We start from the raw sequence: 26,365 nt of genomic DNA, 5'->3' as shown, positions 1-26,365 counted from the left end.
TCGTTGCCGCCTCGTAGTGGGCCGGCCGGAACGCGGGCCGATGCCGGGCCGCCACCCCGTGGAGGTGACGGCCCCGCCGGTCCCGGCTCACTTGTAGGTGATGTCCGAGCTGGAGTACTTGCAGTAGGTCCCGTCCGCGCCGGAGCCGTTCGTCGTGGGCTCCGCCCCCGTGTTGTTGCCGATGTACTTCTGGCACGGCACGAGCTTCTTGCTGCTGTCCCCGACGATCGTGATGTTCTTCAGCGTCGCGCTGTCGCCGTAGTTGGTGTTGATGCCGACCAGTGCGCTGCCCTTGTAGGTCGCCTCGACGGTGTTGAGGTTGATCGTGCGCTTGTACTGCGTCTTGCAGTTGCCGCACGAGCGGACCAGCTTGCCGAAGGTCTGCACCGCGAAGCCGGACACATTGAGCGTGCCGGCGCCGTTGAACTGGAAGACCTTGTCGCTGGCCTCCTTCGCGCCGCCGCCGGAGACGGTGTACACGTTGGACGACGAGGAGCCCTTGAACGTCGCCGCGTCCTCGCCGACGTCCTCCCACCACACGTTCTGCAGGGTGCAGCTGCCCTCGCAGTGGATGCCGTCCGCGGCGGGGGCGCCGATGATGACGTTCTTCAGGACCGTGCCGGCCGCCAGGTCGAGGATCGGGTCCTGGTCCTCGCTCTGGCCGCTGGTGCCCAGGTCACCGCTGCCGTACAGGCGCAACATCCCGTAGTCCTTGGTGCCCGACAGTTTGATGGTCGCGGTGACGGCCTGGCTGCCGCTGGCGGTCGGCCAGGTGGCCGCGTCCGCCGGAGCCCCGTTGGTCATGATCATGCCAATTGAAAGCCCCAGGGCGGCCAGTCCGCCCATCAGTGCTCGTGAAGTCATGTCCCGTATGCCTTCTTTCGAGTGGGGGGTCGTTCCGGCGTCCATCGGTTGGTCGAATCCGTGAACAAGATGCGGCTATGTGAACGCCTGGTGCGAGCATCTGCCCGAATGGGCCCGCCTTCGAGTCCCTCGGTCACGGTGCTGAACGGAACGTAGGGTGAAAGCGCTTTCTAGTCAATGCCCCGCACAGGATCCGTTCCGGTCGCCGGGCGAGGCTCCATGGGGCTCTCGAAGTGCCGTGGGAGCGCTTCCATGCAAGCCATGTCCATGCCACGATGAACCGGCCGGCGCCTGACCACGACTCCGCCGCCGCCCTTTGTCAGGAGGCCCCGTGAAGCCGCAGCCCAGCCGAACGCAGCTCGCCACGCTCCTCGGCACCTGTGTCCTCGTTCTCACCCTGGTGGTGACCGCGACGGCCCTCACCGCGCTGGTCCGCGGTCCGGGGCAGGGCACCGCACACACCGCCCAGGGCCGTCACTGGGTGAACACCTGGACCGGAATGCCCCAGCTCACCGAGGTCGGCAATCTGCCGCCCGCACCCTTCACGGGGGAGAAGTCGGTCCTCGCCGACACCACGCTGCGCCAGACCGTCCGGGTGACCACCGGCGGTCATCGTCTGAGGCTGCGCTTCTCCAACGCCTACGGCGACGCCCCGCTCCCGCTCACCTCGGTGACCGTGGCGCAACCGGAGGGCGGACGGGCGGGCGCCGGCGCGATCGTCCCCGGCAGCCTGCACCGGGTGACCTTCTCGGGGCGGGCCGCGACCCTCGTCCCCGTCGGCGCCCAGGTCGTGTCCGATCCCGTGGACTTCGAGCTGGCCCCCGGCTCCAACCTCACCGTCACGGCGTACACCGCCCAGGGCCAGCCAGATCTGGCGCTCACCTCGCACCCGGGCTCGCGCACCACGTCGTACCTCGTCAACGGCGACCACACCGAGGACCCGGACCTCGCGGGTGCCACCCATGTCGACCACTGGTACCTGCTGAGCGACGTCGAGGTGTTCGCCCCGGCCGAGACCCGGGCCGTGGCCGTGCTCGGCGACTCCCTCACCGACGGCCGGGGTTCCACGACCAACGGCAACGACCGCTGGCCCGACCAGTTCTTCGACCGTCTGCAGTCCCGCCGGGCCACCTCCGGCATCGCGGTCCTCAACCAGGCGGCCGGCGGCAACCGGGTCCTCAACGACGGTCTCGGCCCGAACGTCCTGGCCCGCCTCGACCGGGACGTCCTCTCCCGGAGCGGAGTCTCCTGGCTGATCGTCTTCGAGGGCGTCAACGACATCGGCACCGCCGCCGCCACCCCGGACGCCCAGCGCGCCGTCGCCGACGACCTGATCGCCGCCTACCAGCAGATCGTCGTCCGCGCCCACGCCCAGGGCATCCGCGTCTACGGCGCCACCCTGCTGCCCTTCGGCGGCAACGCCTACGCCGACGGCGCGGGCGTGCGGGAGGCGGCCCGGCAGCGGGTCAACGCCTGGATCCGCGGGCCCGGCCACTTCGACGCGGTGATCGACTTCGACCGGGTGGTACGGGATCCGGCCGAGCCGAGCAGGCTGCAGGCCGGTCTCCAGGTGGGGGACTGGCTGCACCTCAACCCGACCGGGTACGGGGCGCTGGCGGCGGCGGTGCCGACGGACCTGTTCGGAGAGAAGTGAGCGAAGTGAACGAAGCGGGAGAAGCGGGAGAAGCGGGCTAGGCGGGCTCGGCCCCGGTCGGCACGCTCTCCGGGGCTGGACCCGCCTTCGCGGGGAAGTGGTTGAAGAGCAGGTTGAGCACGACGGCCGTCAGACAGCCCGCGCTGATCCCGCTGTTCATCACCGTCTGGAACCAGTCCGGGAACTTCGCGTAGACCGTCGGCACGCCCACCGGCAGCACACCGACCGCCACCGAGACGGCCACCACCGTCAGGTTGTTGTTGCCCTTGAAGTCGACGGTCGCGAGCGTGCGCAGGCCGCTCGCCGCGACCGTTCCGAACATCACCAGGCCCGCGCCGCCCAGCACCGGAGCCGGGACCGCCGCGACCACCGCGCCCAGCTTGGGCAGCAGGCCCAGGAGCACCAGGATGCCGCCGGCCGTCGCGACCACCCAGCGGCTGCGCACCCGGGTCATGCCGACCAGGCCCACGTTCTGCGCGTACGCCGTGTACGGGAAGGTGTTGAAGACGCCTCCCAGGACGGTCGAGAGGCCGTCGGCGCGCAGACCGTCGGAGAGGGAACGCGGCTCGACCTTCCGGCCGGTCATCTCGCCGACCGCGATCAGGTCACCCGTCGTCTCGGTCATCGTCACCAGCGCCACCACCAGCATGGACACGATCGCCGACGCCCTGAACGTCGGCGTCCCGAAGTGGAACGGCGTGCTGACGCCCAGCCAGTCGGCATCCCCGACCCCGCTGAAGTCGGTGAACCCGAAGGGCACCGCGACCGCGAGGCCCACCGCGATACCGATCAGGACCGCGATCCGGGCGAGGTAGGCGGGCGCGAACCGCTGCACGCCGATCACCACCGCCAGCACGAAGGCGGCCAGCGCCAGGTTCTTCGGCTCCCCGAAGTCCTTCGAACCGACGCCGCCCGCTGCCCAGTTGCCCGCGACCGGCAGCAGCGAGACCCCGATGATCAGGATCACCGTGCCGGTGACCAGGGGCGGGAAGAAGCGCAGCAGTCTGCCGAAGACGGGTGCGAGCAGCATGATCGCCAGGCCCGCGACGATCACCGAGCCGTAGATCGCGGGCAGTCCGCCGCCCGTCGTACCGATGAGGACCATCGGCGACACCGCCGCGAACGTACAGCCCTGCATGATCGGCAGCCGGACGCCGAAGCGCCAGAAGCCGACGCACTGGATCAGCGTCGCGATGCCGCACACCAGCAGGTCGGCGGTGATCAGATACGCCAGGTCGGCCGGCGACAGCTTCATCGCGCCGCCCACGATCAGCGGGACGGCGACGGCACCCGCGTACATCGCGAGCACGTGCTGCAGACCGAAGGCGGCCAACTGCCGTACGGGTGGGACCTCGTCGACGGGATGGACGGGGGCGGTGGTCGTGGCCATGGGGACTCCAGAGCGGGGACGACATCCGGACAGCACGAGACCGTAAGCGGCTTGAACAGTTTGTTGATTTCCACGGTGTTGCCGACAGGTGTCATGCCCATCCGGTGGCGGACGACTCCGCTACGGCCCGGTCCGCTCCGCTACGACACCGTCTGCGCCGCCTCCAGCAGGGAGTCCCAGTCGGCCAGCTTGACCACGCTCCGGCCGAGCCGGGCGCCCAGTGCGGCCTCGGCCCGCTCGATCGCCTGCCACCCCGTCCACTGCACCGGCTCGATGCCCGCCGCACGCAGTTCGGCGACCGGATCCTCCGGCACCTGCCTGCGCAGCAGTACGGGCGCGTCCTCCAGGAGGGAGAGCACCGTCTCCTTGGCGTCGGGCCGGTTGGAGCCGATGACGCCGGTCGGGCCGCGCTTGATCCAGCCGGCCACGTACTCGCCGGGCGCGCTGAAGCATCCCTCCACGATCCGGCCCGCCGCGTGCGGCACGGTGCCGGTCTCCTCGTCGAACGGGAGCCCGTCCAGCGGAACTCCGCGATAGCCCACCGAACGCAGCACCAACTGCGCCTCGACGGTCTCGTACCGCCCGGTGCCGCGCACCCCGCCCCGCCCGTCCGGCTCCGTCCGCTCGAAGAGCACCGCGCCCACCCGCCCGCCGTCGTCGAGGAGTTCGACCGGGCGCAGGAAGAAGCGCAACCAGATGCTGCGGCCGGCGCCCCGGCCGCCGGCGCCGCCCCAGCCGCGCAGCACCTCGACGTTGCGGCGCTGGACGGCGGGCAGCGCGGACGGGTCGGCATAGCCCGGGTCGAGCGCCAACTCGTCCGGATCCACCAGGACTTCGGTGTCCGGCAGGCCGCCCAGCTCGCGCAGCTCCTTGGTGGTGAAACGGGCCTGGGAGGGGCCGCGCCGGCCCACCACGTGCACATCTCTTATCCCGCTCGCGGCGAGCGCGGTCAGGGCCGCCTGCGGCATGTCGGTCGGGCTCAGCTCCGCCGCGCCCCGGGCCAGCATCCGGGCCACGTCCACCGCCACGTTGCCGACGCCGATGACCACGGCCGAGCGGGCGTCGCGCACGAACCCGGCGTCGACGGCGTCCGGATGCGCGCTGTACCAGGCCACGAAATCGGTCGCCGACCAGCAGCCCGGCAGCTCCTCGCCCGGGATGCCGAGACGCCGGTCGCTCGCGGCGCCGAAGCAGTACACCACCGCGTGGTACAGCTGCCGCAGCCGCTCCACCGGGAGTTCGCCCGGACCGCTGCCGACCCTGACCCCGCCGAGGAACCGCACCCGCTCGTGCTCCAGGACCGTGCGCAGATTCCCCTGCAGCGATTTGATCTTCTCGTGGTCCGGGGCGACTCCGTACCGCACCAGTCCGTACGGGCACGGCAACCGGTCCAGGACGTCCACGGAAACCGTGGGGTCGAGCTGGACCAGGTTCTGGGCGGTGTAGCACCCGCTCGGCCCGGAGCCGACGACGGCGACACGCAACACGGGGGGACTCCTTGCCCGAGGGGCTGGTGGCTCCAGCATCCCACCGGCCCGGCCGCGTCGACAGGGGCCGCAGGGGTGACGCGGACATGTGTCCGCTCATACGTATGGTGATCGTTCGATCACCATACGTATGAGCTGTGAGTGGCCTCTTGTGCGACCGGGCACAGCCGCCGCCACGTCAAGCACGCTGCAGGCTAAGGCCGTTCGGACTCGGTGCGGTCCTCGGTGGCGAAGAAGCGGGACAGGTCCTTGCGCTCGGCCACGGGCGCGGACTCCGGCGGCACGCCCAGCTGCCAGTCGAGCCCGTAACGCTCGAACAACTCCGCCCGCAGCACCGGGACCGGCATCGGCACACCCGGCACCAGCGCCGCGTACACCGCCCCCATCAGCAGGGCGCGCAGCATCGGGTAGTCGGCCGTGACCTCGTGCGAGCCGTACCGGGCGACGGTGTCGCCCAGCAGCTCGGCGAGCCGGCGCTGCTCCGGGCACTGCACGAAGCCCTCCGCCTGGAGCAGCCCGGCCATGTGCTGGCGCATCAGCACCGGCCGCTCCTGGGCGAGCCCCAGGATGGAGTCGATGGCCCGGGCCAGCCGCTCCCGGCCGTCCTCGGTGCGCGGCTCCTGCTCCAGTGCCTCCTGCAGCGTGCTCCACATCAGCCGGTGCACGGCGGACTGGACCAGCTGACGCTTGCCCGGGAAGTAGTACGACACGAGTCCGCGCGCCGAACCAGCCCGGTCGGCGATGGCGCCCAGCGTGGTGGCCTCGAAGCCGTGCTCGTCGACCAGCTCGACCGCGGCCTGGAGAAGCCGTTCCCGGGAACGCCTGCGCAACTCTTCATTGACCGATGCGCTGCGCGGGGACATGCTGGAACTCCTGCGTTGACTGGCTGCCAGCCAACTATAATCGACGCAGCGGGCACCGCCCTGCGCGGGGCCTGTTCAGGGCTGCCGTCCGTCCGGGGCGACACGGGGGAGCGTCTCGGGCGGACGGCGCGGCAGATCAGACCTGCGTGGGCGTGGCCGGTCGGCGGGCCACGCCCACCAGGTCCAGCACCGGCAGCAGCGCGTCCGGCCGCTCGGTCACCGGCAGATGGCCGACGAAGTGGACCCGGCAGCCGAGCGCCGCCGCCCCGCCGTCGGCGGGTTTGCTGTCCCCGACCATCACCGTCTCGGCCGGCTCCGCCCCGAGCGCCTCCAGGGCGACCGTGAAGAGCCGCGGGTCCGGCTTCTGGACACCGTGTTCGTACGACAGGACGTACGCGTCCACATAGGCGTCGAGCCCGTGCTCGCGGAAGACCGGGCGCAGATCCCAGCCGATGTTGCTGACCACGCCGACCCCGATGCCGTGCGCGCGCAGCGTGCGCAGCACCTCGGCGGCGTCCGGGTACGGCGTCCAGGCCCGCGGGGTCATGTGCCGCTCGTACAGCGCGTCGTGCAGCGCGGGGTCCGGCAGCGGCACCCGCCGGGACAGCCCGGTGTACGCGGCCCGGTGCAGTTCCGCGCTCTCGTCCCGCACCGCCCACACCCCGGCGAGTTCCTCGGGCACCTCGACGGGGTTCGCCCCGCCGGGCTGCGCCCCGGCCACCTCCAGCGCCCGCGCGGCCGCCGCCGACTCCACCTCGGACAGCCGTACCCCGGCCTCGGCGAGCACCGCCCGCAGCCAGGAATCGGTGGACTCGATACGGAAGAGAGTCCCGGAGAAGTCGAAGAGCACGGCAGCCATGCGCCGGACTTTACCCGGGGCCGTCCGGCGCATGGCCGCCGTCGTGGTGGGTCAGTTCAGCGGGGCGGGGCCCGGAGTGCCGTAGAACGTGATCGCCGACCAGCCGCGGGAGGCGGCGAAGTCGTTGAGCAGTTGGGCGACGTCCAGGGGCTCGATCCGGCTCGCCGAGGGCCCGCCTTCGGTATGGACCATGAACTTGACCGCCACGAAGGCGTCACTGCCGTTCATCCCGAGTATCCGAGCAGGGACCGTCTGGAAATGCTGGACAAAGCACCCCCTCCTTCGGCGGTCCGGCGGGAGTCTCCCGCGACCGCCCCGTGATCGTGGGCAGCGGTGACGGCTTTCCGGCCCTGAACGAGATCGTCCACTAGTGGGGGTGTCCCCGGCGGCCCGGCTCCCACTCGTACACCAGCACCGCCAGCGCCACCACCAGGGCCCCGAGCAGCCAGCCGCCGAGTACGTCCGAGGGCCAGTGGACGCCGAGCCAGATCCGGGTCAGGCCGACTCCTATGACCGACACCGCGGCGGCGATCAGGGCCGTACGCCACAGTGCGCGCCCGGTCCCGCAGCGGTGCAGGAGCCACAGCAGCAGGCCGCAGACCACGGTCGCCGTCATGGCGTGCCCGGAGGGGAAGGCGGCGTACGCGGCCGAGTCGACCGGGTCGGACCAGACCGGGCGGGGGCGGTCCACGGCCACCTTGAGGGACTGCTGGGCGGCCGTGCCCAGCGCACAGGTCAGGGCCAGCCACAGGGCGGTCCACCACGCCGAGTGCCGCCACACCAGCCACACCGCGACCGCCGCGCACAGCAGCCGCATGGTCAGCGGGTCCCAGACCCGGTCCGTCAGGATGCGCAGGACATGGGTGGTGTGGTGGTCCGCCACGGCCCAGCGATGGGTGGTGCCGGCGATGCCCTCGTCCAGCGCCACCAGGGGAGGCCACTCGCCGGCGACGAGAGCGAGCAGCAGCGCCGAGGACAGGGCGAGGACGGCGGTCGCGAGAAGCGGGGCGGGGCGGTCGCTGGGCGGGGGGCGCATGACGTGATCTTTGCCGAATCATTGCTCGGAGGGCAATTCCTCATGGCCGGTGAGGCTTTACCCGAGTGCGCGCAGGCCGGGTACGAGTGCCACCAGCACCGGGATCACCGGGACCAGGGCGGCGGTCGCGGTCAGGCGCAGCCGGTGCCGTGCGGGCAGGCGGTCCGGGGCGGTGAGCAACCGGTCGACGCGTTGCGGGACATGGGCGTGCGGGGTCGGGCCGGGGCCGAACACGCCCCGGTCCTCGTTGAGTTCGACCAGGGCGAGTGCGGTGGTGAGGCGGCCGTGGCGCCGGGAGGCCATGTCGTCCGCGGCCAGTTCGACCAGCCGGTGCATCTCGTCGCGGAACGCGGCGAACACCGGGATCTGCGGGAACCCGCCGGCCAGTGCGGCCGAACAGTGCAGCAGCCAGTCGTGCCGAGCCTGCGCGTGCCCCTGCTCATGGGCGAGCACCGCGTCCAGCTGACGCCCCTTCAGACGGCGCAACGCGGCCGTGGTCACGACGAGTCGAGGAGCCGATCCGGACAGCCACCAGGCATCGGCGCGCTCGCCCTCGAGGACGACGAGACGGCCGTTCGCCGGTTCCTCGCCGGGCAACAGCGGTGCACGGACCAGGAGTTCGGCCCTGCGCTGCCGCCGTCCGGACCTGGCGCGCAGGATCTCGCGCACCAGCATCGCCCCGCTCCACAGCCCGGCGCCGGCGAGGACCACTGCGGTCGTCGCCGCCCACGGGCCGGGCGTACCGAGCCCGTAGGCGTCCATCACCCCGCTCGGAGCGGTTGCGAACACATGCCCTCGCACCGCCTGCCAGGCCGCCGCCGCGCTCAGTGTCATCGACAGCGCGCAGCACAGCAGCACGGTCGCCACCACGCACTGCCATGCCCACAGGGTGACCACCGGCTCCCGGTCCGTCCAGTCGGCTCGGGCGAGGAACCGGGGGCCGACCAGTGCGGTCAAGGCGCCGAGCAGCAACAGTGCCACAGGGACCATCATGGCCAGCACCCTATGAGCGGCGGACCGCCCGGGGGTACAGCCCATTGCGCCAAAGTGACGCAGGCAACGTTTGCGCCGCGAGTGACGTCACTTCGTCACAGCGCCAGCAGCATCGTCACCATGCCGATGCCCATCGACAGCCTGCACGCCCGCGCCAGTTCGGGCCGGTCGCCCCACCGGACCGCGCCGGTCCCCGCGGCCGTCACCGCGGCCGGAACCAGCCGCGCGCCGGACACGAGGACATAGCCGGCGAAGTAGAGGACCAACGGGCCGGTCACCAGCGGCACTCCGGCGCCGCCGTGGTGGTGGGCACCGGGCGAGGCGGCCATCACCACCGCCATGTAGACCATCGCCGCCGCCCCCACCAGATGGTGCAGATGGTGCGGGCTGCTGCGGGCGCTCCACAGCGCGCGCAGCGCGGCCCCGCCGAACACCGCCGCGTAGATCGGCCATGCCCAGACCGGCGGTGTGAAAACGGTCGCGGGCACGGCCATCGCGGCCATGCCGAACCCCATCAGCGCCTCGCCGCCCGCGGCGCGCCGCTGTTCCTCGACGTTGCTGCGCATCCGCAGCAGGCAGTAGGCCCCGGTCGCCGCGCACAGCGCGACCAGCAGCCAGCCGGGCGAAGCCGGTCCGTGCACGCGCACCTCCCCGCTCGACGTCGCATCGATGGATGCGATGCCCCGGCCGTACGGCGCGCACGCGAGCGCAAGGATGTACACGGGGAGCACTCGGCGGAGCACAGCCTGTGAGCAGGGCTGTTCGGGAATGTTTTACGAGTAAAACACATGCTAAATTGATGGGTATGAGCACCGCACCCGCCACGACCACCCGACGTCTGCCCCTCGCCGGTCTGCTGCGCCTCGGCCGGCCCTCCGACATCTGGTTCAAGCCCGCGTTCAGCGTGGTCGCCGCGGTCGCCCCGCCCAATCTGACCCTGCTGGCCCTCGGCCGCCTCGACCTGGCGACGTACACGATGGCCGGATCGCTGTGCGCCCTCTACGGCCACAACCGCCCCTACCCGGCCCGCGCCCGCACACTGGCCGGCGTGATCCTCGGCATGGTCGCCGGACTCGCCCTCGCCCTGACCGTCGCCTCGCTCACCACGAACGCGGTCGTCCTGGTCACCGTCGGCGCCCTCATGGCCGCCGTGCAGAAGGCGCTCTGCGACGCCACCCGTGTCGGCCCGCCCGGGAACGTGGTCCTCGCCTTCATCAGCTCCGCCTCCCTGTTCGTCCCGCAGACCTTCGGCCAGGTCCCCGGTCACGTCGCACTGGCGCTGGCGGCGGGTGCCTGGGCCTGGCTGGTCGGCATGGCACCCGGACTGCTGCGCCCGCACGGCCCCGAACGCCGGGCCACCGCCCACGCCCTGAAGGCCACCGCCGCCCACGTCGACACCCGCGGTACCGCGGACGGTCACGCCCGCACCCGTGCCACCGCGGCCGCCGCCGTACAGGCCGCCTGGCAGTCCCTGCTCGCCACCGGCGCCCGCACCGACCGCACCCGCCGCGCCCTCGAACACCTCGTCGTCCGCGCCGAGGTCGCCCTCGCCGCCCCCGCCGACGCGGACCCGGCACTGCTGCGCGGCTGGGCCCGCGCCCTGCACGGCACCGGACGCGTCCCGCGGGTGGCCGGTGCCGACGACGAACTCCTCGGCATCGACGCCGAACTCGCGGCAGCACAGCGCCCGTTGTGGCACCGGCTCGGCCTGCTGTCGCCACTCGCCGCCCGCACCGCGCTCGGCTGCGCCCTCGCCGGATACGCCTCCCTCGCCCTCGGTGTCGGCCGCCCCTACTGGGCGCTGGTCACCGCCGCCTCCCTCTACCAGGCCAATGTCACCCTCACCTGGAGTCGGGGCGTCCAGCGCGTCGTCGGCAACCTCCTCGGCGTCCTGGTCTTCGCCGCCGTGGTACCGCTCGCCCATCTGCACCCGGCCGCCCTGGTGTTGTGCTGCCTCGCCTTCAACTTCGGCGCCGAGGCGCTGATCGGCCGCAACTACTGGCTCGGCAGCGTCTGCGTCACCCCGATGGCCCTGCTCGTCACCGAGTTCGCCCGCACCCAGGACGCCGGGCAGCTGGTCGCCGAGCGGGTCGTGGACACCCTGGTCGGCGCACTCGTCGGCTTCGCCACCGCGGTCGTCGTCACCAACCGCCGGGCCGGCGACCGCATCGAGCACTCCCTGACCGCCGTCGAACGGGCCCGCGAACAGGCGGCCCGAGTGCTCGCCGGGCCGCAGCCGGACCCGCGCGCCCTGGAGTCCGCCCGCCGCACCCTGGCCGCCGCCCTCGCCGAACTGCGCGCCACGGCCGACGCCGCGTCCGGCGAGTGGTGGCAACGCGCGCTGCCCCAGGAGCGGGTCGTGCTCGCCGAGCAGTCCGGACACCGTACGCTCGCCGCGACGGTACGACGCCAGGGACCGCACACCTGGGACCACGCGAGGACAACGGAGGACGTACGGCCATGACGGCGACCAACGGACGACCGGCGGCCGACGGCGAAACGGGGGAAGACGCGGGGAGAGCCGACACGGTCGCCGCCGTCGTCCGGCAGTGGCGGACCGTCCATCCCGACCTGGACACCGGGCCCATGGAGGTCATCGGCCGGATCAACCGCTGCGCCGCCCTGCTCCAGCAGGCCGAGGACGCCCCGCTGCGCCGGGCCGGCCTCAGCCGCCCCGAGTTCGACCTGCTGGGCGCGTTGCGCCGCACCGGCCATGAGCTGACCCCGAGCGAGCTCGCCAAGGAGACCTTCTCCTCCGGCGCCGCCGTCACCAAGCGCCTCAAACAGCTCACCGAGCGGGGCCTGGTCGAACGCCGCGGCGACGCCCGCGACCGGCGCGTCGCCCACCTCCGCCTCACCGACGCGGGTCGGGACCTCGTCGACGGCATCCTGCCCGAGCAACTCGCCTACGAGACGGCAGTGTTGTCCGTCCTGGCCCCGCAGGGCCAGGGTGAACTGGCCGGTCTGCTCGCCGAGTTGCTGGGCCGGCTGGAGGGCAGGATGGGCGCGCTGCGGGCCTGAGGCCCCCATGTGGTGGGTCCGCTCAGCTCTCGCCGTCCGCCCCGGATCCACCGAACACCGCAGCCGGCGGGCCGACCGGTACGGCGATGCGCGATCCGCCCGGCATCCGCATCGGCACGCACCGTTCCTCGCGAGGGATCTCTCCTCCGAACACCGGACCCGCCACTGACCGCGGCCACCGGGAAACCGACGGCGCTAGATCCCCGGCCGGTACCGGATCGGATGGTCGGCCGGCACCTCCACCAGGACGATCCTGGTCCCGTCCGGATCGGCGATCCACATCTCGACCAGCCCCCACGGCTCCTTCACCGGCGCCCGCACGATCTCGACGCCCTTCGCCAGCAGTTCCTCGTGCGCCGCCGCGACGTCCGCGACCTGCAGCCAGAGCTGGACGGCCGGCGGGGCAGGGGTCTCCGAGCGCCCGGAGACCTCCAGGAAGCCGCCGCCGAGGAAGTAGACCGTCCCGCGCTCGGCACCGGTACCGAACTCGCGGTAGACGGCGAGGCCGAGCCGTTCGCCGTAGAAGGCGCGGGAGCGCTCGGGGTCGGTGGGGTGGAGAAGGGTCCGGCTGCTCAGTACGTGCACCATGCAACCGGAGCGTAGTGCCAGGCGGGCCGGTGTGCCCGGCACCCGGAACGGGAGGGCGCCACGCGGCGTTAGGCTCGTCCCCGGCTCATGCAGTGCCCGAGATCGGAGAACCCGCACATGGAGAACGCCGCCGCCTCGCTGACCTTCCGGGACGCCACCGACGCCGACGTGGACGTGCTCGTCGCGCTGGTCGAGTCGGCGTACCGGGGCGACTCCAGCCGGGTCGGCTGGACCACCGAGGCGGACATCCTGGAGGGGCAGCGGACCGACCCGGAAGGTGTCCTCGAAGTGATCAAGGCGCCGGACGGCACCCTGCTGACCGTCGAGCGGGACGGCCGGGTCGTCGCCTGCTGCCAGCTCGAACACCGCGGCACCCACGCCTACTTCGGCATGTTCGCGGTCAGCCCCGTCCTGCAGGGCGCCGGCCTCGGCAAGGCCGTCATCGCCGAGGCGGAGCGCCGGGCCCGGGAGGACTGGGGCGCCACCGAGATGCACATGACCGTGATCTCGGTGCGGGACGACCTGATCGCCTGGTACGAGCGGCGCGGCTACCGCCGTACGGGAAGGATGACCCCGTTCCCGTACGGCGAGGAGCGCTTCGGCATCCCGCAGCGGGCCGACCTGCAGTTCGAGCTGCTGGTCAAGCCGCTGGTGTGACGTTCGCGCGTGCGGTCACGCGGTGAAGCGGGCGGTGCGCTTGATCTCCGGGTAGTCGGTCGTCGCGCCGTCCAGCTGCAGGGCGCGCACCAGCCGCAGCTGGTCCTGGGTGTTCACCACCCAGGCGATGACCCGCAGATCGGCCTTGCGGGCCTGCTCGACGACCTCCAGGGTGAGCCGCCGGATGTTGAGGCAGAGGGTCGCCGCCCCCGCCTCCTGGGCCCGCTCGACCACGTCCGGGCCGTACCGGCTGGCGATCAGCGCGGTGCGCACGCCCGGCACCAGCCGGGCGATCTCGGCGACGGCCTCGTCGTGGAACGAGGACACCTCCACCCGGGACACCAGGTCCCGGCGCTGCATCACCTCGGCCAGCGCGCGGGCCGCCGCCACGTCCTTGATCTCGGCCTGGAGAGGTGTCTTCACCGCGTCCAGGACTTCCTCGAACACCGGCACCCGCTCACCGCGGCCCGCGTCCAGGGTGCGCAGCTCCTCCAGGGTCTTCTCGGTGATCGGGCCGGTGCCGTCGGTCGTGCGGTCCACCTCCGCGTCGTGCATGACGACCAGGGCGCCGTCCTTGCTGAGGTGCAGATCGAGTTCGATCAGGTCGAGGCCGGCCTGCTGGGCGGCGACGAAGGAACGGAGGGTGTTCTCGGGCTCGACGCCCATGACTCCGCGGTGACCGATGGTAAGGAAGTTCAAGATTCAACTCGCTTCCGTCGACGGCGGCGGTGGGGGCACGCGCGCGGACCGTGCGACGGACGTCGCTGTCCACGCGGCTGGGCGCAGCCTAATGGCCGTCCGTCGTGATGAACCCGTACGTACACGGGGGGATTGGTGTGCCGGGCGCGCGGTGGCTGGCCCGTGCCCCGGTCGGCGGTCACCCGGGGGTGGGCGCGTCCCGCCGTGCATTGACCGGCCGGATCCGTGCGGTCCCCGGGACCTGACACCCCGTCACCGGCCGCAGTGGATGTGAGCGCATTCACGGTTTCGAACAGGAAAAAGCGCGGTGAAGACGGGATGCCGCAGGATAATTTCCTGAGGGCCCCCTTGCTGGGAGAAACCTCGTATGCATACGGTGTCCTTACGGAAGTATCTCCCGTGGAGGATGGGTCATGACGGAAATTCTTGTGCAGGTGGGTTCGGAGGAGCAGGTTCCTCCCGTGACCAGGGTGGTCGAGCACCCGGCATGGCCCGTGCTCAAGGAATCCGTGGAGCGGATCCGGCCATGGCAGTCCAAGGACGGGTCGATCGACTTCGACGCCGCGGACGCCCCCGCACGCGCCGACGCCGCGCGTGCCGTCGACGCCGCGATCGGTGCCGTCGAGACGCTGTCCCCACTGCTCCCGCACGATGCCGACTACCACCGGTCGCTCGTCGCCGACCTGCGGCGCTGGGCCGACGCCGGCTTCCAGGTGCCCGACTTCCTCGACTCGCTGCTGGCCTTCCAGCCCGCCGCGAGCCGCGCGGACGGCCTCCAGCACCTGGTCGTCTTCCCGATGTACACCCAGAACGGCAACCCGGACCGCAACCTGGAGGCGGTCGTGCTGCGCATGGTCTGGCCGGAGTGGCTGGCCGAGCTGGAGCGCACCCGCTACGACAACCCGCTGTTCTGCGGCATCAAGTTCGAGGACTTCACGGCCGGGTACGACACCAACTCCGCCGTCCTCTTCCCGGAGACCATCGCCGTTCGCGAGGCGCCGGAACGATTCTCCTGGGGCGGTATCTTCTGCGACCGCGAGGCCGCCCGCTTCCGCCGGGTCACCGACGCGGCCGTCGGCATACTGGGCCTGAACCTGCCCGAGGACATCGCCGCGATGGTCCACGACCAGAAGCGCTGCGAGGAGGCCTTCGTGCTGTGGGACATGGTCCACGACCGCACCCACAGCCACGGCGACCTGCCGTTCGACCCGTTCATGATCAAGCAGCGCCAGCCGTTCTGGATGTACGGCCTGGAGGAGCTGCGCTGCGACCTCACCGCCTTCAAGGAGGCCGTGAAGCTGGCGGCCGACGGCGTCCCGCAGGCCCGTGACGTGCAGTACGCGGTGCTCTTCGACCGCATGTTCCGCTTCCCGGTCACCGGCGACCGCGTCCGCAACTACGACGGGCTCGGCGGCCAGCTGCTCTTCGCCTACCTGCACAAGCACGACGTGGTCCGCTGGACCGACAACAAGCTCGCCATCGACTGGGAGCGCGCCCCGCAGGTCACCAACCAGCTGTGCGCCGAGATCGAGAAGCTCTACAAGGACGGCATCGACCGCCCGAAGCTCGTCCACTGGTTCGCCGGGTACGAGCTGGTCGCCACCTACCTCGCCCCGCACCCCGGCTCCAAGTGGGCCAAGGGTCCCGACGCCCTCGACCTGACCCTGCCGCCGCGCAGGCTCGTGGACGACGTGCTTCCGGACGAGTTTCCGCTGAGCATGTTCTACGAGGCCCTGTCCAAGAAACTGAAGAACGTGATCGCCGAGACCAAGGGCATCACTGCGGACAGCGCCGAGCCGGTCGCGGCGTGAGCGACCGGCATCGGAACACGGCTCAAGAGGGGAACGACATGGTGGGCAACGGGGCTCTCAGCGGTGCGGTGATCGCAGTGGCGGGCGCGGGCGGACCCGCAGGGCGTGCGACGCTGCTGCGGCTGGCCGAGGCCGGCGCGACCGTCGTCGGGGCGGACAACGATCCGCAGCGGCTGTCGGAGGCGGTGGACGCGGCCCGCTACGCCTCCGGCGGCGCGACGGTCACCGGGGACACGGTCGATCTGCTCGACCTCCAGTCCACCCGGGACTGGGCCACGCACGTCGAGAAGGACTTCGGCCGCGTGGACGGTCTCGTGCACCTCGTCGGCGGCTGGCGTGGCAGCGAGACCTTCACCAAGACCAGCCTGGACGACTGGGACTTCCTGGAGCTGCTGCTGGTCAAGACCGTGCAGCACACCTCCCTCGCCTTCCACGAGGCGCTGCAGCGCAGCGAGCGCGGCCGGTACGTCCTGATCAGCGCCTCCGCCGCGAGCAAGCCCACCGCAGGCAACGCCGCGTACGCCGCGGGCAAGGCCGCCGCCGAGGCGTGGACGCTCGCCCTGGCCGACTACTTCCGCAAGGCCGGGGGCCCCGAGGGCCCGACCTCCGCCGCTGCCATCCTGGTGGTCAAGGCGTTGGTCCACGACGCGATGCGCGCCGAGCGGCCCAACGCGAAGTTCGCGGGCTTCACCGACGTCAAGGACCTGGCCGAGGCCATCGAGGGCGTCTGGCACAAGCCCGCCACCGAAGTGAACGGAAACCGTCTGTGGCTGACCGAGAAGCCGTGAACCCCCCGAAGACCGACGCGCGTCGCCACCACGACCCGCAGGTCCGCGGTTTCGCCAGTGACAACTACGCCGGAGCCCACCCCGAGGTGCTCGCCGCCCTGGCCCTCGCCAACGGCGGCCACCAGGTGGCCTACGGCGAGGACGAGTACACCGAGAACCTCCAGCGGATCATCCGCGGCCACTTCGGGGCGAGCGCGGAGGCCTTCCCGGTCTTCAACGGCACCGGGGCGAACGTCGTCGCGCTCCAGGCGGTCACCGACCGCTGGGGCGCGGTGATCTGCGCCGAGAGCGCGCACATCAACGTCGACGAGGGCGGTGCCCCCGAACGCATGGGCGGCCTCAAGCTGCTCACCGTGCCCACCCCGGACGGCAAGCTCACCCCGGAGCTGATCGACCGGCAGGCGTACGGCTGGGACGACGAGCACCGCGCGATGCCGCAGGTGGTGTCCATCACCCAGAGCACCGAGCTCGGCACCCTCTACACGCCGGACGAGATCCGCGCGATCTGCGAGCACGCCCATGCGCACGGCATGAAGGTGCACCTGGACGGCTCCCGGATAGCCAACGCGGCGGCCTCCCTGGACGTGCCGATGCGCACCTTCACCAACGCCGTCGGCGTCGACATCCTCTCCCTGGGCGGCACCAAGAACGGCGCCGTCTTCGGCGAGGCGGTCGTGGTGATCAACCAGGACGCCGTCAGCCACATGAAGCACCTGCGCAAGCTGTCCATGCAGCTCGCCTCCAAGATGCGCTTCGTCTCGGTGCAGCTGGAGGCCCTGCTGGCCAAGGACCTGTGGCTGCGCAACGCCCGGCACGCCAACGAGATGGCCCAGCGACTCGCCGAGGGCGTCCGTGCCGTGCACGGCGTGGAGATCCTGTACCCGGTGCAGGCCAACGGCGTCTTCGCCCGGCTCCCGCACGACGTGAGCCTGCGCCTGCAGAAGCGGTTCCGGTTCTACTTCTGGGACGAGGCCGCCGGGGACGTGCGCTGGATGTGCGCCTTCGACACGACCGAGGAGGACGTGGACGCGTTCGTGGCGGCGCTCAAGGAGGAGATGGCGCGCTAGCCTCCTTCGATGCATAGATATGCGGTCTCCTGAAAAGTCATTGACTCTCGGGTGATCGCATTCCTATGCTCTGCGGACATGGAGCCGATCCAGAACACCGCCGACCTGTCCGCGTACTTGGCCGCCGACGAGGCCATCGACCATCACCATCCCGTGGTCCGGGAGACGGCCGCCCGGCTGGCCGCGGAGGCCGCCGACTCGTATGCCTATGCGCAGGCCGCCTATGAATTCGTGCGGGACGTCATCCCGCACTCCCAGGACTCCGGCGACCTGCGCGTCACCTGGCGCGCCTCGGACGTGCTGGAGCGGCGCACCGGCATCTGCTATGCCAAGGCTCACGCCCTCGCCGCCCTGCTGCGCGCCGAGGACATCCCCACCGCCCTGTGCTACCAGCGGCTGACGCACGACGACGGCGACGGTCACGCGGTGCACGGCCTGGTCGCCGTCCGTTTCAACGGCGCCTGGCACCGGCAGGACCCGCGCGGCAACAGGCCGGGCGTCGACGCCCGGTTCTCCCTCGACGGCGAGCGGCTGGCCTTCGTTCCCGATCCGGAGTCCAGTGAGATGGACTACCCGGTCCTGTATGCTGAACCTCACCCGGTCGTGCTCGGCGTGTTGAAAGCGGCGCCCGACCGTCCGTACCTCTGGAAGACGCTCCCCACCGCACTCTGAGGCAGACAGATGACTCTCACGCTCACCGTGTCCGACGAGGTGCGCGCCCTCGTCCCCGGCTTCACGCATGTCGCGATCGAGGCCCATGGACTGGTCAACGGGCCCAGCACCGAGGAGAGTTCGGCGCTCCTCGACGACGCGGCGCGTCGTCTCGCCGTACGACTCGACGGGCGCGCCCCGCACGAGGACCCGCACATGGCCGCCTGGCGTGCCGCCTACACGGCCTTCGGTTCCAAGCCGTCCCGCACGCGCAACTCCGCCGAGGCGCTGGCCAAGCGGGCCCTCGCGGACGGCGGTCTGCCCCGTATCAACCTGCTCGTGGACCTCTACAACGCCATCAGCGTCGCCCACCTGATCCCGGTCGGCGGCGAGGACCTCGATCTCATCCAGGGCGGGATGCGCCTGGTCCGGGCCACGGGCGAGGAGGACTTCGTGACCGTGGCCGGCGGCGAGGAGAGCGTCGAGCACCCGGATGCCGGCGAGATCGTGTGGTGCGACGACGCCGGAGTCACCTGCCGGCGCTGGAACTGGCGCCAGGGCCCCCGCACCCGCCTCACCGAGGACACGACCTCGGCCGTCTTCCTGCTGGAGAGCCTCGCCCCGATGCCGGTCGCGGAGGCCGAGGCGGCGGGCGCCGAACTTGCCGAACTCCTGGAGAAGTTCAGCCCGGGTGCCCGCATCGACGTGCGCGCACCCGAGACCGCGAGCTGAGGCCGGGGCCGGGGCTCAGATGGCCTCGGCCGCCTTCAGCTGCTCCTGCGTGGGCGCGGTACCGCCCAGGTGGGCGGGAAGCCACCAGGTGTCCGTCGTGTCCTTCGGGCGGGCCGGGTAGGCGCGCTGGGCGGCGTCCAGGAGATCCTGCACCCGCTCGCGCAGCCGACGGGTGATGGCTCCCGCGTACTGGTCGCGGGGTGCCTCGACCGGCTCGCCGACCCGGATGGTGATGGGGAGGTGGTTGCGCTTGAAGTTGCGCGGCTGGCCCTTGGTCCAGATGCGCTGGGTGCCCCACAGCGCCATCGGGATCAGCGGGACGCCGGCCTCCTGGGCGAGGCGCGCGGCGCCCGACTTGAAGCTCTTCAGCGTGAACGACTGGGAGATCGTGGCCTCCGGGAAGACGCCCACGATCTCACCCGACCTCAGCGAGTCCAGCGCGTGCTGGTACGCCGTCTCGCCCTGCGCGCGGTCCACCGGGATGTGCTTCATCCCGCGCATCAGCGGACCGGAGATTCGGTGCCGGAACACCGACTCCTTCGCCATGAACCGCACCAGGCGCTTCTGCGGAAGCGCCGCCAGACCGTCGAAGACGAAGTCCAGGTAGCTGATGTGATTGCTCACCAGCACGGCACCGCCCGAGCGGGGGATGTTCTCCGACCCCTGGCAGTCGATCTTCAGGTCCCAGACCTTGAACAGTGTCTTGGCGAAACCGATGACGGGACGGTAGACCAACTCGGCCATGGGCGGGGCGGACCCTTTCTGCTCTGCCTGGGAAAGGGGCTCCCGGCGGGAAAGTTACGCAGCCGTAGGTTTACGGCGTCTCGCAGATCGTGCCCGAAGAACGGACGGGGAGCCAGCCCTGGTGCCCCGGTGTGGCGAGATCCTCGTCACGTCGTCCCATGATCCACCTCGGATTTTTAACCCGCCTTTACTCCGCGCGTACCGCCAGTCGCCGTAGGAGCAGGAACATCTCGCACCCCAGGCAGTACCCGAACGCGGAGTTGAGGAACGCCGCGGCGAGCGCGAGCCCCGTCGCCGCGAGGCCCAGCCATCCGGGACCCAGCGTGAACCCGACCAGCCCCAGTCCCGCGAACACCAGTCCCACGGCCTGGGCGAACCGCGGGGGTTCCGGTGGCTCGAACTCCGTCGGGGGAGCGAGGCGGGGCCGTACGGCGGTCCGGAACAGCCAGCCGTACGGCGAACGGCTCACACCCGCGGCCGCACCGAACGCGAACACGAGTGTCTGCCAGGCGAGGAGCCAGGGGCTCCGGGTGATGAGCGCGGCGGCCAGTACGACCGTCGTCACGGCCGCCGCGAATCGCGGCCCACGTGCGTCGATGTCCATGAACCAAGGATTCCGCCCCGAAGCCCGGCAGGGGAGTCGGGAATCTTTGCAGTCTCGTGAACGCTTGCCGGGGCGGCGGGCTGCCTCATGGAAGCTTGGGCGGGTGATGACCGGACTGGTGGTGTGCGTGGCGGTGTTCGCGGCGGCGAGCGTCTACGGAGTGCTGCACAAGCGGCGGAGCGGGAGGGTACGGGTGCGCGGGCGGGACGACGGCAAGCGGCTCGGGGCAGCCGAACTCGGCGGCGAACTGGGCGAACGGGCCACACTGGTGCAGTTCTCCAGCGCCTTCTGCGCGCCCTGCCGGGCCACCCGGCGGGTACTGGCCGAGGTTGCCGGGATGGTCCCCGGCGTGACCCATGTCGAGATCGACGCGGAGGCCCGTCTGGAGCTCGTCCGCGAACTGGAGATCCTCAAGACGCCCACCGTGCTGGTGCTCGACGCCGACGGCAGGGTGGTGCGCCGCGCCACCGGGCAGCCCCGCAAGGCGGACGTCATCGCGGCGCTGGGAGAGGCGGTTTGACGGCTGTGTCAATGACGGTGAGCCATCTCCCATATGCCGGAACGTACTTGACTGGGCGCACCACCTATCGTCAGCCTGACCGTATGCCTCATGAACTCCTTCTCTTCGGGCGGGTCCACGTGGACCTGGCCCGCACCGCGAGCGCGCGCTGTCCGGGTCGCTGAGCAGCCCCGGACCCGAAGACCGCCTCCCGCAGAAGGACAACTCCATGACGGCCACGCCCGGCCTCGGCACCACTCAGCTCGCCTCTCCCGAACTGCTCCGCTCCGCCTTCCGGCGGCACGCGGCCGGCGTCGCGGTGATCACCGCGCGCGGCGCCGACGGCCCGGTCGGCTTCACCGCCACCTCTCTGACCTCCGTCTCCGCCGAGCCCCCGATGCTCTCCTTCGGTGTCGGCACGGGTGCCTCCAGCTGGCCCGCGATATCGACCGCCGAGCACATCGGCGTCCACATCCTCGGCGAGCACCAGGCCGAGCTCGCGGCCACCTTTGCGCGCAGCGGCGCCGACCGCTTCGGGGCCCCCACCGACTGGCGCGAAGGCCATGCGGGCGTCCCGGTCCTCGACGACGTGCTGGTCTGGCTGGTGTGCCGGGTCGTCGCACGCGTCCCCGCCGGGGACCACCGCATCGTGCTGGCCGAGGTCGTCCTCGGCGACCCCTCCGGCGCCGGCCGGCCGCTCCTCTACCACCAGGGCGGGTTCAACGGCCTGCGGGATTGATCACGCGCCCCTCGTTCTGCGAACGCGTCGAGTTCCGGTTACGCTGCGTTGCGAAGGTCACAGTTCAAAGCGCTTGCTTAGCGGGCACGAACTGGCTGTACTGGTGAGTAATATTTCGTTCGGAGCGCGCGGCCGCCCCGACCGGGATGAGCCGCTTGAGGCGCCTATGCTGCCTGCAAGAGGCAGCCCAGAAAAGACGATGCAGTAGGAGAGCCGGCGTGAGCCTGAGGATCGTTGTCACTGTCAAGTACGTGCCCGACGCCACTGGCGACCGGCACTTCGCCGATGACCTGACCGTCGACCGTGACGACGTGGACGGTCTGCTCTCCGAGCTGGACGAGTACGCGGTCGAACAGGCGCTGCAGATCTCGGAGAACTCGGACGACGACGTCGAGGTCACCGTGCTGACCGTCGGTCCCGAGGACGCAAAGGACGCGCTGCGCAAGGCGCTGTCGATGGGCGCGGACAAGGCGATCCACGTCGAGGACGACGACCTGCACGGCACCGACGCCATCGGCACCTCGCTGGTGCTGGCGAAGGCGATCGAGAAGGCCGGCTTCGACCTGGTCGTCTCCGGCATGGCCTCCACCGACGGCACCGCCGGTGTGGTCCCGGCCCTGCTGGCCGAGCGTCTGGGCATCCCGCAGGTCACCCTGCTCTCCGAGGTCTCGGTCGAGGACGGCACCGTCAAGGGCCGCCGTGACGGCGACGCCGCCAGCGAGCAGCTGGAGGCCTCCCTGCCGGCCGTGGTCTCCGTGACCGACCAGTCGGGTGAGGCCCGTTACCCGTCCTTCAAGGGCATCATGGCGGCCAAGAAGAAGCCGGTGGAGTCCTGGGACCTGTCCGACCTCGACATCGAGGCGGAGGAGGTCGGCCTGGAGGGCGCCTGGACCAAGGTCGAGGACGCCGCGGCGCGTCCGGCCCGTACGGCCGGCACGATCGTCAAGGACGAGGGCGAGGGCGGCAAGCAGCTCGCTGAGTTCCTCGCGGGCCAGAAGTTCATCTGAGCCCAGCAGTCGCCGACCGCCCCTCAACTTTTCCAAGCAGGAGAGCAATCCCATGGCTGAAGTCCTCGTCTACGTCGACCACGTGGACGGTGCCGTCCGCAAGCCCACCCTGGAGCTGCTGACGCTGGCCCGCCGCATCGGCGAGCCCGTCGCCGTCGCGCTGGGCAACGGCGCCGCCGACACCGCCGCCGCGCTCGCCGAGCACGGCGCGGTGAAGGTCCTCACCCACGACGCGTCCGAGTACGCCGACTACCTGGTCGTGCCGAAGGTCGACGCACTGCAGGCCGCCGTCGAGGCCGTCTCCCCGGCCGCCGTGCTGGTCCCCTCCTCCGCCGAGGGCAAGGAGATCGCCGCCCGTCTGGCGCTGCGCATCGGTTCCGGCATCATCACCGATGCCGTCGACCTGGAGGCCGGGGACGAGGGCCCGGTGGCCACGCAGTCGGTGTTCGCCGCGTCCTTCACCACCAAGTCCCGCGTGTCCAAGGGCACCCCGGTCATCACGGTCAAGCCCAACTCGGCTGCCGTGGAGGCCGCCGCGGCCGCCGGTGCGGTCGAGGCGCTCGCCGTGACCTTCTCGGCCGCGGCGACCGGCACGAAGGTCACCGCCCGCACCGCCCGTGAGTCCACGGGCCGCCCGGAGCTGACCGAGGCCGCGATCGTGGTCTCCGGCGGCCGTGGCGTCAACGGCGCCGAGAACTTCGCGATCATCGAGGCCCTCGCCGACTCCCTCGGTGCGGCCGTCGGCGCCTCGCGTGCCGCGGTGGACGCGGGCTGGTACCCGCACACCAACCAGGTGGGCCAGACCGGCAAGTCCGTCTCCCCGCAGCTGTACATCGCCAATGGCATCTCCGGCGCGATCCAGCACCGCGCGGGCATGCAGACCTCGAAGACGATCGTGGCGGTCAACAAGGACGCCGAGGCCCCGATCTTCGAGCTGGTCGACTTCGGTGTGGTCGGCGACCTCTTCGACGTCGTCCCGCAGCTCACCGACGAGGTCAAGGCCCGCAAGGGCTGATCGCCGCCCGGCTGCCCGAGGCCCCCGTGACCGACACCGGTCACGGGGGCCTTGCCGTGTCGGCGCCGGCGCGTGTCAGCGCAGGCTGAGGGAGACCTGCACGGGCAGGTGGTCGCTCGGGAACTGACCATGCGTCGAGAAGGTGTCGATGGTCGCCTGATGTGTGGTCACCCCCGGCGAGGTCAGGATCCAGTCGATACGGTCGCCGTTGCGCTTGAGCCGGTGGAAGCCGTGGAACGTCGCGTACAGAGTGCTGCGACGCTCCGCCGCGTCCCAGGCGTCGACGAGACCCGAGCCCACCAGTGTGGTGTAGGCCGCGTTCTTGTGCGCGGCGGCGTTGAAGTCGCCGGTCACCACGACCGGCAGCGCGGGGTCGAACTCGGCGATCCGCTGGGTGAGCAGGCTGGCGCTGCGCTCGCGCGCGTACTGGCTCCGCTGGTCGAAGTGGGTGTTGGCGACGTAGAACTCCCGGCCGTCGTCGGCGAGATCGCGGAAGCGGACCCAGGTGACGATGCGCGGGAAGGCGGCGTGCCAGGTGTTGGAGCGGATGACCTCCGGGGTGTCGGAGAGCCAGAAGGTGTAGTGCTCGACCGGGGCCAGGCGCCGGACGTCGTAGTAGATGGCGGTGGACTCGTCCCGGCTGCCGCCCTCGCGGCCGGTGCCGATCCAGTCGTAGTGCGGTCCGAGGTCGGCCTCGATGTCGAGCAGTTGCTGGTAGAGGCCCTCCTGGGTGCCGATGACCTGGGGGTGCGCGCGGCGCAGCAGTTCGCGCATCACGGGTCTGCGGTCGCTCCAGCTGTTGGGTTCGGCGGTGCTCGCGTACCGCAGGTTGTAGGTCATGACGTCGAGCCGGGGCGCCCTACGCGGCGGGGCCGAGGGGGCCGCCCGGCCGGCCCGCAGGGTGGCGGACGGGGTGGAGGAGGCGGACGAGACGGAGATGGCGCTGGAGAGGGGCACGGTGACCGCCGCGGCCAGGAGGACCTGCAGGCCCAGACGGCGGGTGACTCGGCGCTGGTTCGGCACGGAGGCTCCTTCGGTGGCGACGGCCGGACGAGTCGTGCGGGAGGCGAGTCCTGCGCAGAGAGTGTGCTACCCCGGTGTGTGATGAACGTGAACATGCCCAGATGGGGGCGTGTCGTCCCGTGGACATGGTGTTGACCGTCCCGAAGATGCCCGGATAACTTCATTCAACGGATTGTTGATTCCGTACAGTGGAAAACAGGAGGGTCTGGGATGGGTCAGGGCCAGCAGGAGAAGGTGGCGACGAGCCTCGCCGGTGCCGTCAGCGAGGAGATCAGCGCCTCCCTCGCCCCGGTCGACGCCGAGCTGGAACGCCGCTACCCGGGCGACCCCGGCACCCGTCAGCCCGTCCACACCGTCTACGTCCCCGGCGACGCCTTCGCCGCCGACACCGTCCGCTCCTGGGGTGACCGGGCCCTCGCCGCCCTCGACGAACACGCCCCCGACGCCGCCTCCTTCGCCGCCGTCCTCGGCCTGCCCGACGACCTCGCCGAACCCGTCCACTCCCGCGTCCGCGCCAAACTGGAGCGCGAGCCGATCGAAGACCTGCGCGTCGACTTCGAGGACGGCTACGGCCCCCGCCCCGACGCCGAGGAGGACGAGACCGCCGCCCGCGCGGCGCGGCTGATCGCCGAGGCCTACGCGACCGGTACGGCGGCGCCGTACATGGGCATCCGGATGAAGTGCATGGAGGCCGCGGTGCGCGACCGGGGCATCCGCACCCTCGACATCTTCCTCACCGGGCTGATGGCCAACGGCGGACTGCCCGACGGACTGGCGCTGACCCTGCCGAAGGTGACCTACCCCGAGCAGGTGAGCGCCTTCGTGCGGCTCCTGGAGGCTTTCGAGAAGGCGCACGGCCTGGTGCCCGGCCGGATCGGGTTCGAGATCCAGATCGAGACCAGCCAGGCCGTCCTCGCCACCGACGGCACCGCCACCGTCGCCCGGATGATCCAGGCCGCCGAGGGCCGCGCCACCGGACTGCACTACGGCACCTTCGACTACAGCGCCTGCCTCGGTGTCTCCGCCGCCTACCAGTCGAGCGACCACCCGGCCGCCGACCATGCCAAGGCGGTCATGCAGGTCGCCGCCGCGGGCACCGGTGTACGGGTGTCGGACGGCTCCACCAACGTGCTGCCGGTCGGCCCGACGGCCCAGGTGCACGACGCCTGGCGGCTGCACTACGGCCTCACCCGTCGCGCCCTGGCCCGCGCCTACTACCAGGGCTGGGACATGCACCCCGGCCACATCCCGACCCGTTACGCGGCCGTCTTCGCCTTCTACCGCGAGGGTTTCGAGCAGGCGGCCGCCCGCCTTGCCCGCTACGCCGACCGGGCCGGCGGTGACGTCATGGACGAGCCCGCCACGGCCAAGGCCCTCAGCGGCTATCTGCTGCGCGGCCTGGACTGCGGCGCCCTCGACATGCCCGAGGTGGCCCGGCTGACCGGTCTGACCCGGGCCGGTCTGGAGGGCTTCGCGGCGCCTCGGCGCGGCGGCCTCACGGCCTCCGGCAACTAGCTCGTCGCGGCCAAGTCACAGCTTTCTCGGGCTACTTGAACCGTCCCTGTCACCGACCC

Annotated in this window: 28 protein-coding genes; 14 read left to right on the top strand and 14 right to left on the bottom strand. The window is 71.3% G+C overall.

What is annotated here, in order from left to right; translation table 11 throughout:
• Positions 1-87: 87 nt before the first annotated feature.
• Positions 88-909 carry a pectate lyase gene (locus tag EDD90_RS04755; protein ID WP_398923998.1) on the bottom strand — a complete coding sequence of 274 codons (822 nt, stop codon included), beginning with the start codon at positions 907-909 and terminating at the stop codon, positions 88-90.
• Positions 910-1,195: 286 nt separating this feature from the next.
• Here EDD90_RS04755 and EDD90_RS04750 point away from each other — a divergent pair, with 286 nt between their 5' ends.
• Positions 1,196-2,518 carry an SGNH/GDSL hydrolase family protein gene (locus tag EDD90_RS04750; protein WP_123971897.1) on the top strand — a complete coding sequence of 441 codons (1,323 nt, stop codon included), beginning with the start codon at positions 1,196-1,198 and terminating at the stop codon, positions 2,516-2,518.
• Between the two features lie 37 nt (positions 2,519-2,555).
• On the opposite strand, the gene EDD90_RS04745 is transcribed toward EDD90_RS04750, so the two are convergent.
• The 8 genes from EDD90_RS04745 to EDD90_RS04715 all read right to left on the bottom strand — a co-directional run bounded on the left by EDD90_RS04745 (position 2,556) and on the right by EDD90_RS04715 (position 9,787).
• Positions 2,556-3,908, bottom strand: coding sequence for a nucleobase:cation symporter-2 family protein (locus EDD90_RS04745; protein ID WP_123971896.1), 1,353 nt, complete (start codon positions 3,906-3,908; stop codon positions 2,556-2,558).
• A gap of 140 nt (positions 3,909-4,048) precedes the next feature.
• Complete coding sequence (locus EDD90_RS04740) at positions 4,049-5,395, bottom strand: FAD-dependent oxidoreductase (RefSeq protein WP_123971895.1); 1,347 nt, start codon at positions 5,393-5,395, stop codon at positions 4,049-4,051.
• A gap of 194 nt (positions 5,396-5,589) precedes the next feature.
• Positions 5,590-6,258 (bottom strand): TetR/AcrR family transcriptional regulator, encoded by a 669-nt coding sequence (locus EDD90_RS04735; RefSeq protein WP_123971894.1) that lies wholly within the window; start codon positions 6,256-6,258, stop codon positions 5,590-5,592.
• A gap of 136 nt (positions 6,259-6,394) precedes the next feature.
• The gene (locus EDD90_RS04730) at positions 6,395-7,117 is read right to left on the bottom strand and encodes an HAD family hydrolase (RefSeq protein ID WP_123971893.1); all 723 of its coding nucleotides are present in this window, start codon (positions 7,115-7,117) and stop codon (positions 6,395-6,397) included.
• A gap of 51 nt (positions 7,118-7,168) precedes the next feature.
• Positions 7,169-7,345 carry a hypothetical protein gene (locus EDD90_RS55105; RefSeq protein ID WP_185148933.1) on the bottom strand — a complete coding sequence of 59 codons (177 nt, stop codon included), beginning with the start codon at positions 7,343-7,345 and terminating at the stop codon, positions 7,169-7,171.
• A gap of 139 nt (positions 7,346-7,484) precedes the next feature.
• Complete coding sequence (locus tag EDD90_RS04725) at positions 7,485-8,153, bottom strand: phosphatase PAP2 family protein (protein ID WP_123971892.1); 669 nt, start codon at positions 8,151-8,153, stop codon at positions 7,485-7,487.
• Positions 8,154-8,210: 57 nt separating this feature from the next.
• Positions 8,211-9,146, bottom strand: coding sequence for a M56 family metallopeptidase (locus tag EDD90_RS04720; protein WP_123971891.1), 936 nt, complete (start codon positions 9,144-9,146; stop codon positions 8,211-8,213).
• 95 nt (positions 9,147-9,241) lie between these two features.
• Positions 9,242-9,787, bottom strand: coding sequence for a DUF5134 domain-containing protein (locus tag EDD90_RS04715; protein ID WP_123971890.1), 546 nt, complete (start codon positions 9,785-9,787; stop codon positions 9,242-9,244).
• Positions 9,788-9,951: 164 nt separating this feature from the next.
• Between EDD90_RS04715 and EDD90_RS04710 the strand changes: the two genes are divergently transcribed.
• A complete protein-coding gene (locus EDD90_RS04710; protein WP_123971889.1) occupies positions 9,952-11,610 on the top strand; it encodes an FUSC family protein in 1,659 nt (552 codons plus the stop codon).
• Positions 11,607-12,167 carry a MarR family winged helix-turn-helix transcriptional regulator gene (locus EDD90_RS04705; protein WP_123971888.1) on the top strand — a complete coding sequence of 187 codons (561 nt, stop codon included), beginning with the start codon at positions 11,607-11,609 and terminating at the stop codon, positions 12,165-12,167. The genes EDD90_RS04710 and EDD90_RS04705 overlap by 4 nt, the downstream gene beginning before the upstream one ends.
• 195 nt (positions 12,168-12,362) lie before the next feature.
• Here the strand turns inward: EDD90_RS04705 and EDD90_RS04700 are convergent, their stop codons facing one another.
• The gene (locus EDD90_RS04700) at positions 12,363-12,755 is read right to left on the bottom strand and encodes a VOC family protein (RefSeq protein WP_123971887.1); all 393 of its coding nucleotides are present in this window, start codon (positions 12,753-12,755) and stop codon (positions 12,363-12,365) included.
• 117 nt (positions 12,756-12,872) lie between these two features.
• Between EDD90_RS04700 and EDD90_RS04695 the strand changes: the two genes are divergently transcribed.
• The gene (locus tag EDD90_RS04695) at positions 12,873-13,412 is read left to right on the top strand and encodes a GNAT family N-acetyltransferase (protein ID WP_123971886.1); all 540 of its coding nucleotides are present in this window, start codon (positions 12,873-12,875) and stop codon (positions 13,410-13,412) included.
• Between the two features lie 15 nt (positions 13,413-13,427).
• On the opposite strand, the gene EDD90_RS04690 is transcribed toward EDD90_RS04695, so the two are convergent.
• Positions 13,428-14,111 (bottom strand): glycerophosphodiester phosphodiesterase family protein, encoded by a 684-nt coding sequence (locus EDD90_RS04690; RefSeq protein WP_123971885.1) that lies wholly within the window; start codon positions 14,109-14,111, stop codon positions 13,428-13,430.
• A 413-nt stretch (positions 14,112-14,524) separates the two neighbouring features.
• Between EDD90_RS04690 and EDD90_RS04685 the strand changes: the two genes are divergently transcribed.
• From EDD90_RS04685 to EDD90_RS04665, 5 genes are all read left to right on the top strand, one after another.
• Positions 14,525-15,922, top strand: a complete 1,398-nt coding sequence (locus EDD90_RS04685) for a DUF6421 family protein (protein ID WP_123971884.1) — start codon at positions 14,525-14,527, stop codon at positions 15,920-15,922.
• 41 nt (positions 15,923-15,963) lie between these two features.
• Positions 15,964-16,710: an SDR family NAD(P)-dependent oxidoreductase gene (locus EDD90_RS04680; RefSeq protein WP_123980880.1), complete on the top strand. Its 747-nt coding sequence runs from the start codon at positions 15,964-15,966 to the stop codon at positions 16,708-16,710.
• Positions 16,707-17,777 carry a low specificity L-threonine aldolase gene (locus tag EDD90_RS04675; protein ID WP_123971883.1) on the top strand — a complete coding sequence of 357 codons (1,071 nt, stop codon included), beginning with the start codon at positions 16,707-16,709 and terminating at the stop codon, positions 17,775-17,777. Before EDD90_RS04680 ends, EDD90_RS04675 begins: the two co-directional genes overlap by 4 nt.
• 78 nt (positions 17,778-17,855) lie before the next feature.
• Positions 17,856-18,449 carry a transglutaminase domain-containing protein gene (locus EDD90_RS04670; protein ID WP_123971882.1) on the top strand — a complete coding sequence of 198 codons (594 nt, stop codon included), beginning with the start codon at positions 17,856-17,858 and terminating at the stop codon, positions 18,447-18,449.
• 9 nt (positions 18,450-18,458) lie between these two features.
• Positions 18,459-19,160 (top strand): B3/4 domain-containing protein, encoded by a 702-nt coding sequence (locus EDD90_RS04665; RefSeq protein WP_123971881.1) that lies wholly within the window; start codon positions 18,459-18,461, stop codon positions 19,158-19,160.
• 15 nt (positions 19,161-19,175) lie between these two features.
• On the opposite strand, the gene EDD90_RS04660 is transcribed toward EDD90_RS04665, so the two are convergent.
• Positions 19,176-19,904, bottom strand: a complete 729-nt coding sequence (locus EDD90_RS04660) for a 1-acyl-sn-glycerol-3-phosphate acyltransferase (protein WP_123971880.1) — start codon at positions 19,902-19,904, stop codon at positions 19,176-19,178.
• A gap of 187 nt (positions 19,905-20,091) precedes the next feature.
• Complete coding sequence (locus EDD90_RS04655; RefSeq protein WP_123971879.1) at positions 20,092-20,508, bottom strand: DUF4395 domain-containing protein; 417 nt, start codon at positions 20,506-20,508, stop codon at positions 20,092-20,094.
• 106 nt (positions 20,509-20,614) lie between these two features.
• Between EDD90_RS04655 and EDD90_RS04650 the strand changes: the two genes are divergently transcribed.
• The 4 genes from EDD90_RS04650 (at position 20,615) to EDD90_RS04635 (ending at position 23,768) form a co-directional block, all read left to right on the top strand.
• A complete protein-coding gene (locus EDD90_RS04650; protein ID WP_123971878.1) occupies positions 20,615-21,028 on the top strand; it encodes a thioredoxin family protein in 414 nt (137 codons plus the stop codon).
• A gap of 208 nt (positions 21,029-21,236) precedes the next feature.
• Positions 21,237-21,746 carry a flavin reductase family protein gene (locus EDD90_RS04645; RefSeq protein WP_123971877.1) on the top strand — a complete coding sequence of 170 codons (510 nt, stop codon included), beginning with the start codon at positions 21,237-21,239 and terminating at the stop codon, positions 21,744-21,746.
• Positions 21,747-21,964: 218 nt separating this feature from the next.
• On the top strand, positions 21,965-22,753 hold the full coding sequence (locus tag EDD90_RS04640; protein ID WP_123971876.1) for an electron transfer flavoprotein subunit beta/FixA family protein: 789 nt from the start codon (positions 21,965-21,967) through the stop codon (positions 22,751-22,753).
• Positions 22,754-22,805: 52 nt separating this feature from the next.
• Positions 22,806-23,768: an electron transfer flavoprotein subunit alpha/FixB family protein gene (locus EDD90_RS04635; protein ID WP_123971875.1), complete on the top strand. Its 963-nt coding sequence runs from the start codon at positions 22,806-22,808 to the stop codon at positions 23,766-23,768.
• A 75-nt stretch (positions 23,769-23,843) separates the two neighbouring features.
• Here the strand turns inward: EDD90_RS04635 and EDD90_RS04630 are convergent, their stop codons facing one another.
• Positions 23,844-24,791 (bottom strand): endonuclease/exonuclease/phosphatase family protein, encoded by a 948-nt coding sequence (locus EDD90_RS04630; protein ID WP_123971874.1) that lies wholly within the window; start codon positions 24,789-24,791, stop codon positions 23,844-23,846.
• A 210-nt stretch (positions 24,792-25,001) separates the two neighbouring features.
• Here EDD90_RS04630 and EDD90_RS04625 point away from each other — a divergent pair, with 210 nt between their 5' ends.
• A complete protein-coding gene (locus EDD90_RS04625; RefSeq protein ID WP_123971873.1) occupies positions 25,002-26,306 on the top strand; it encodes a DUF6986 family protein in 1,305 nt (434 codons plus the stop codon).
• Positions 26,307-26,365 lie beyond the last annotated feature (59 nt).

The sequence above is a fragment of the Streptomyces sp. Ag109_O5-1 genome (assembly GCF_003814875.1).
Taxonomy (GTDB): Bacteria; Actinomycetota; Actinomycetes; order Streptomycetales; family Streptomycetaceae; genus Streptomyces; species Streptomyces sasae.
The sequence above is the reverse complement of the archived record's forward strand: the minus strand, read 5'-3'. Positions and strand labels throughout refer to the sequence as shown.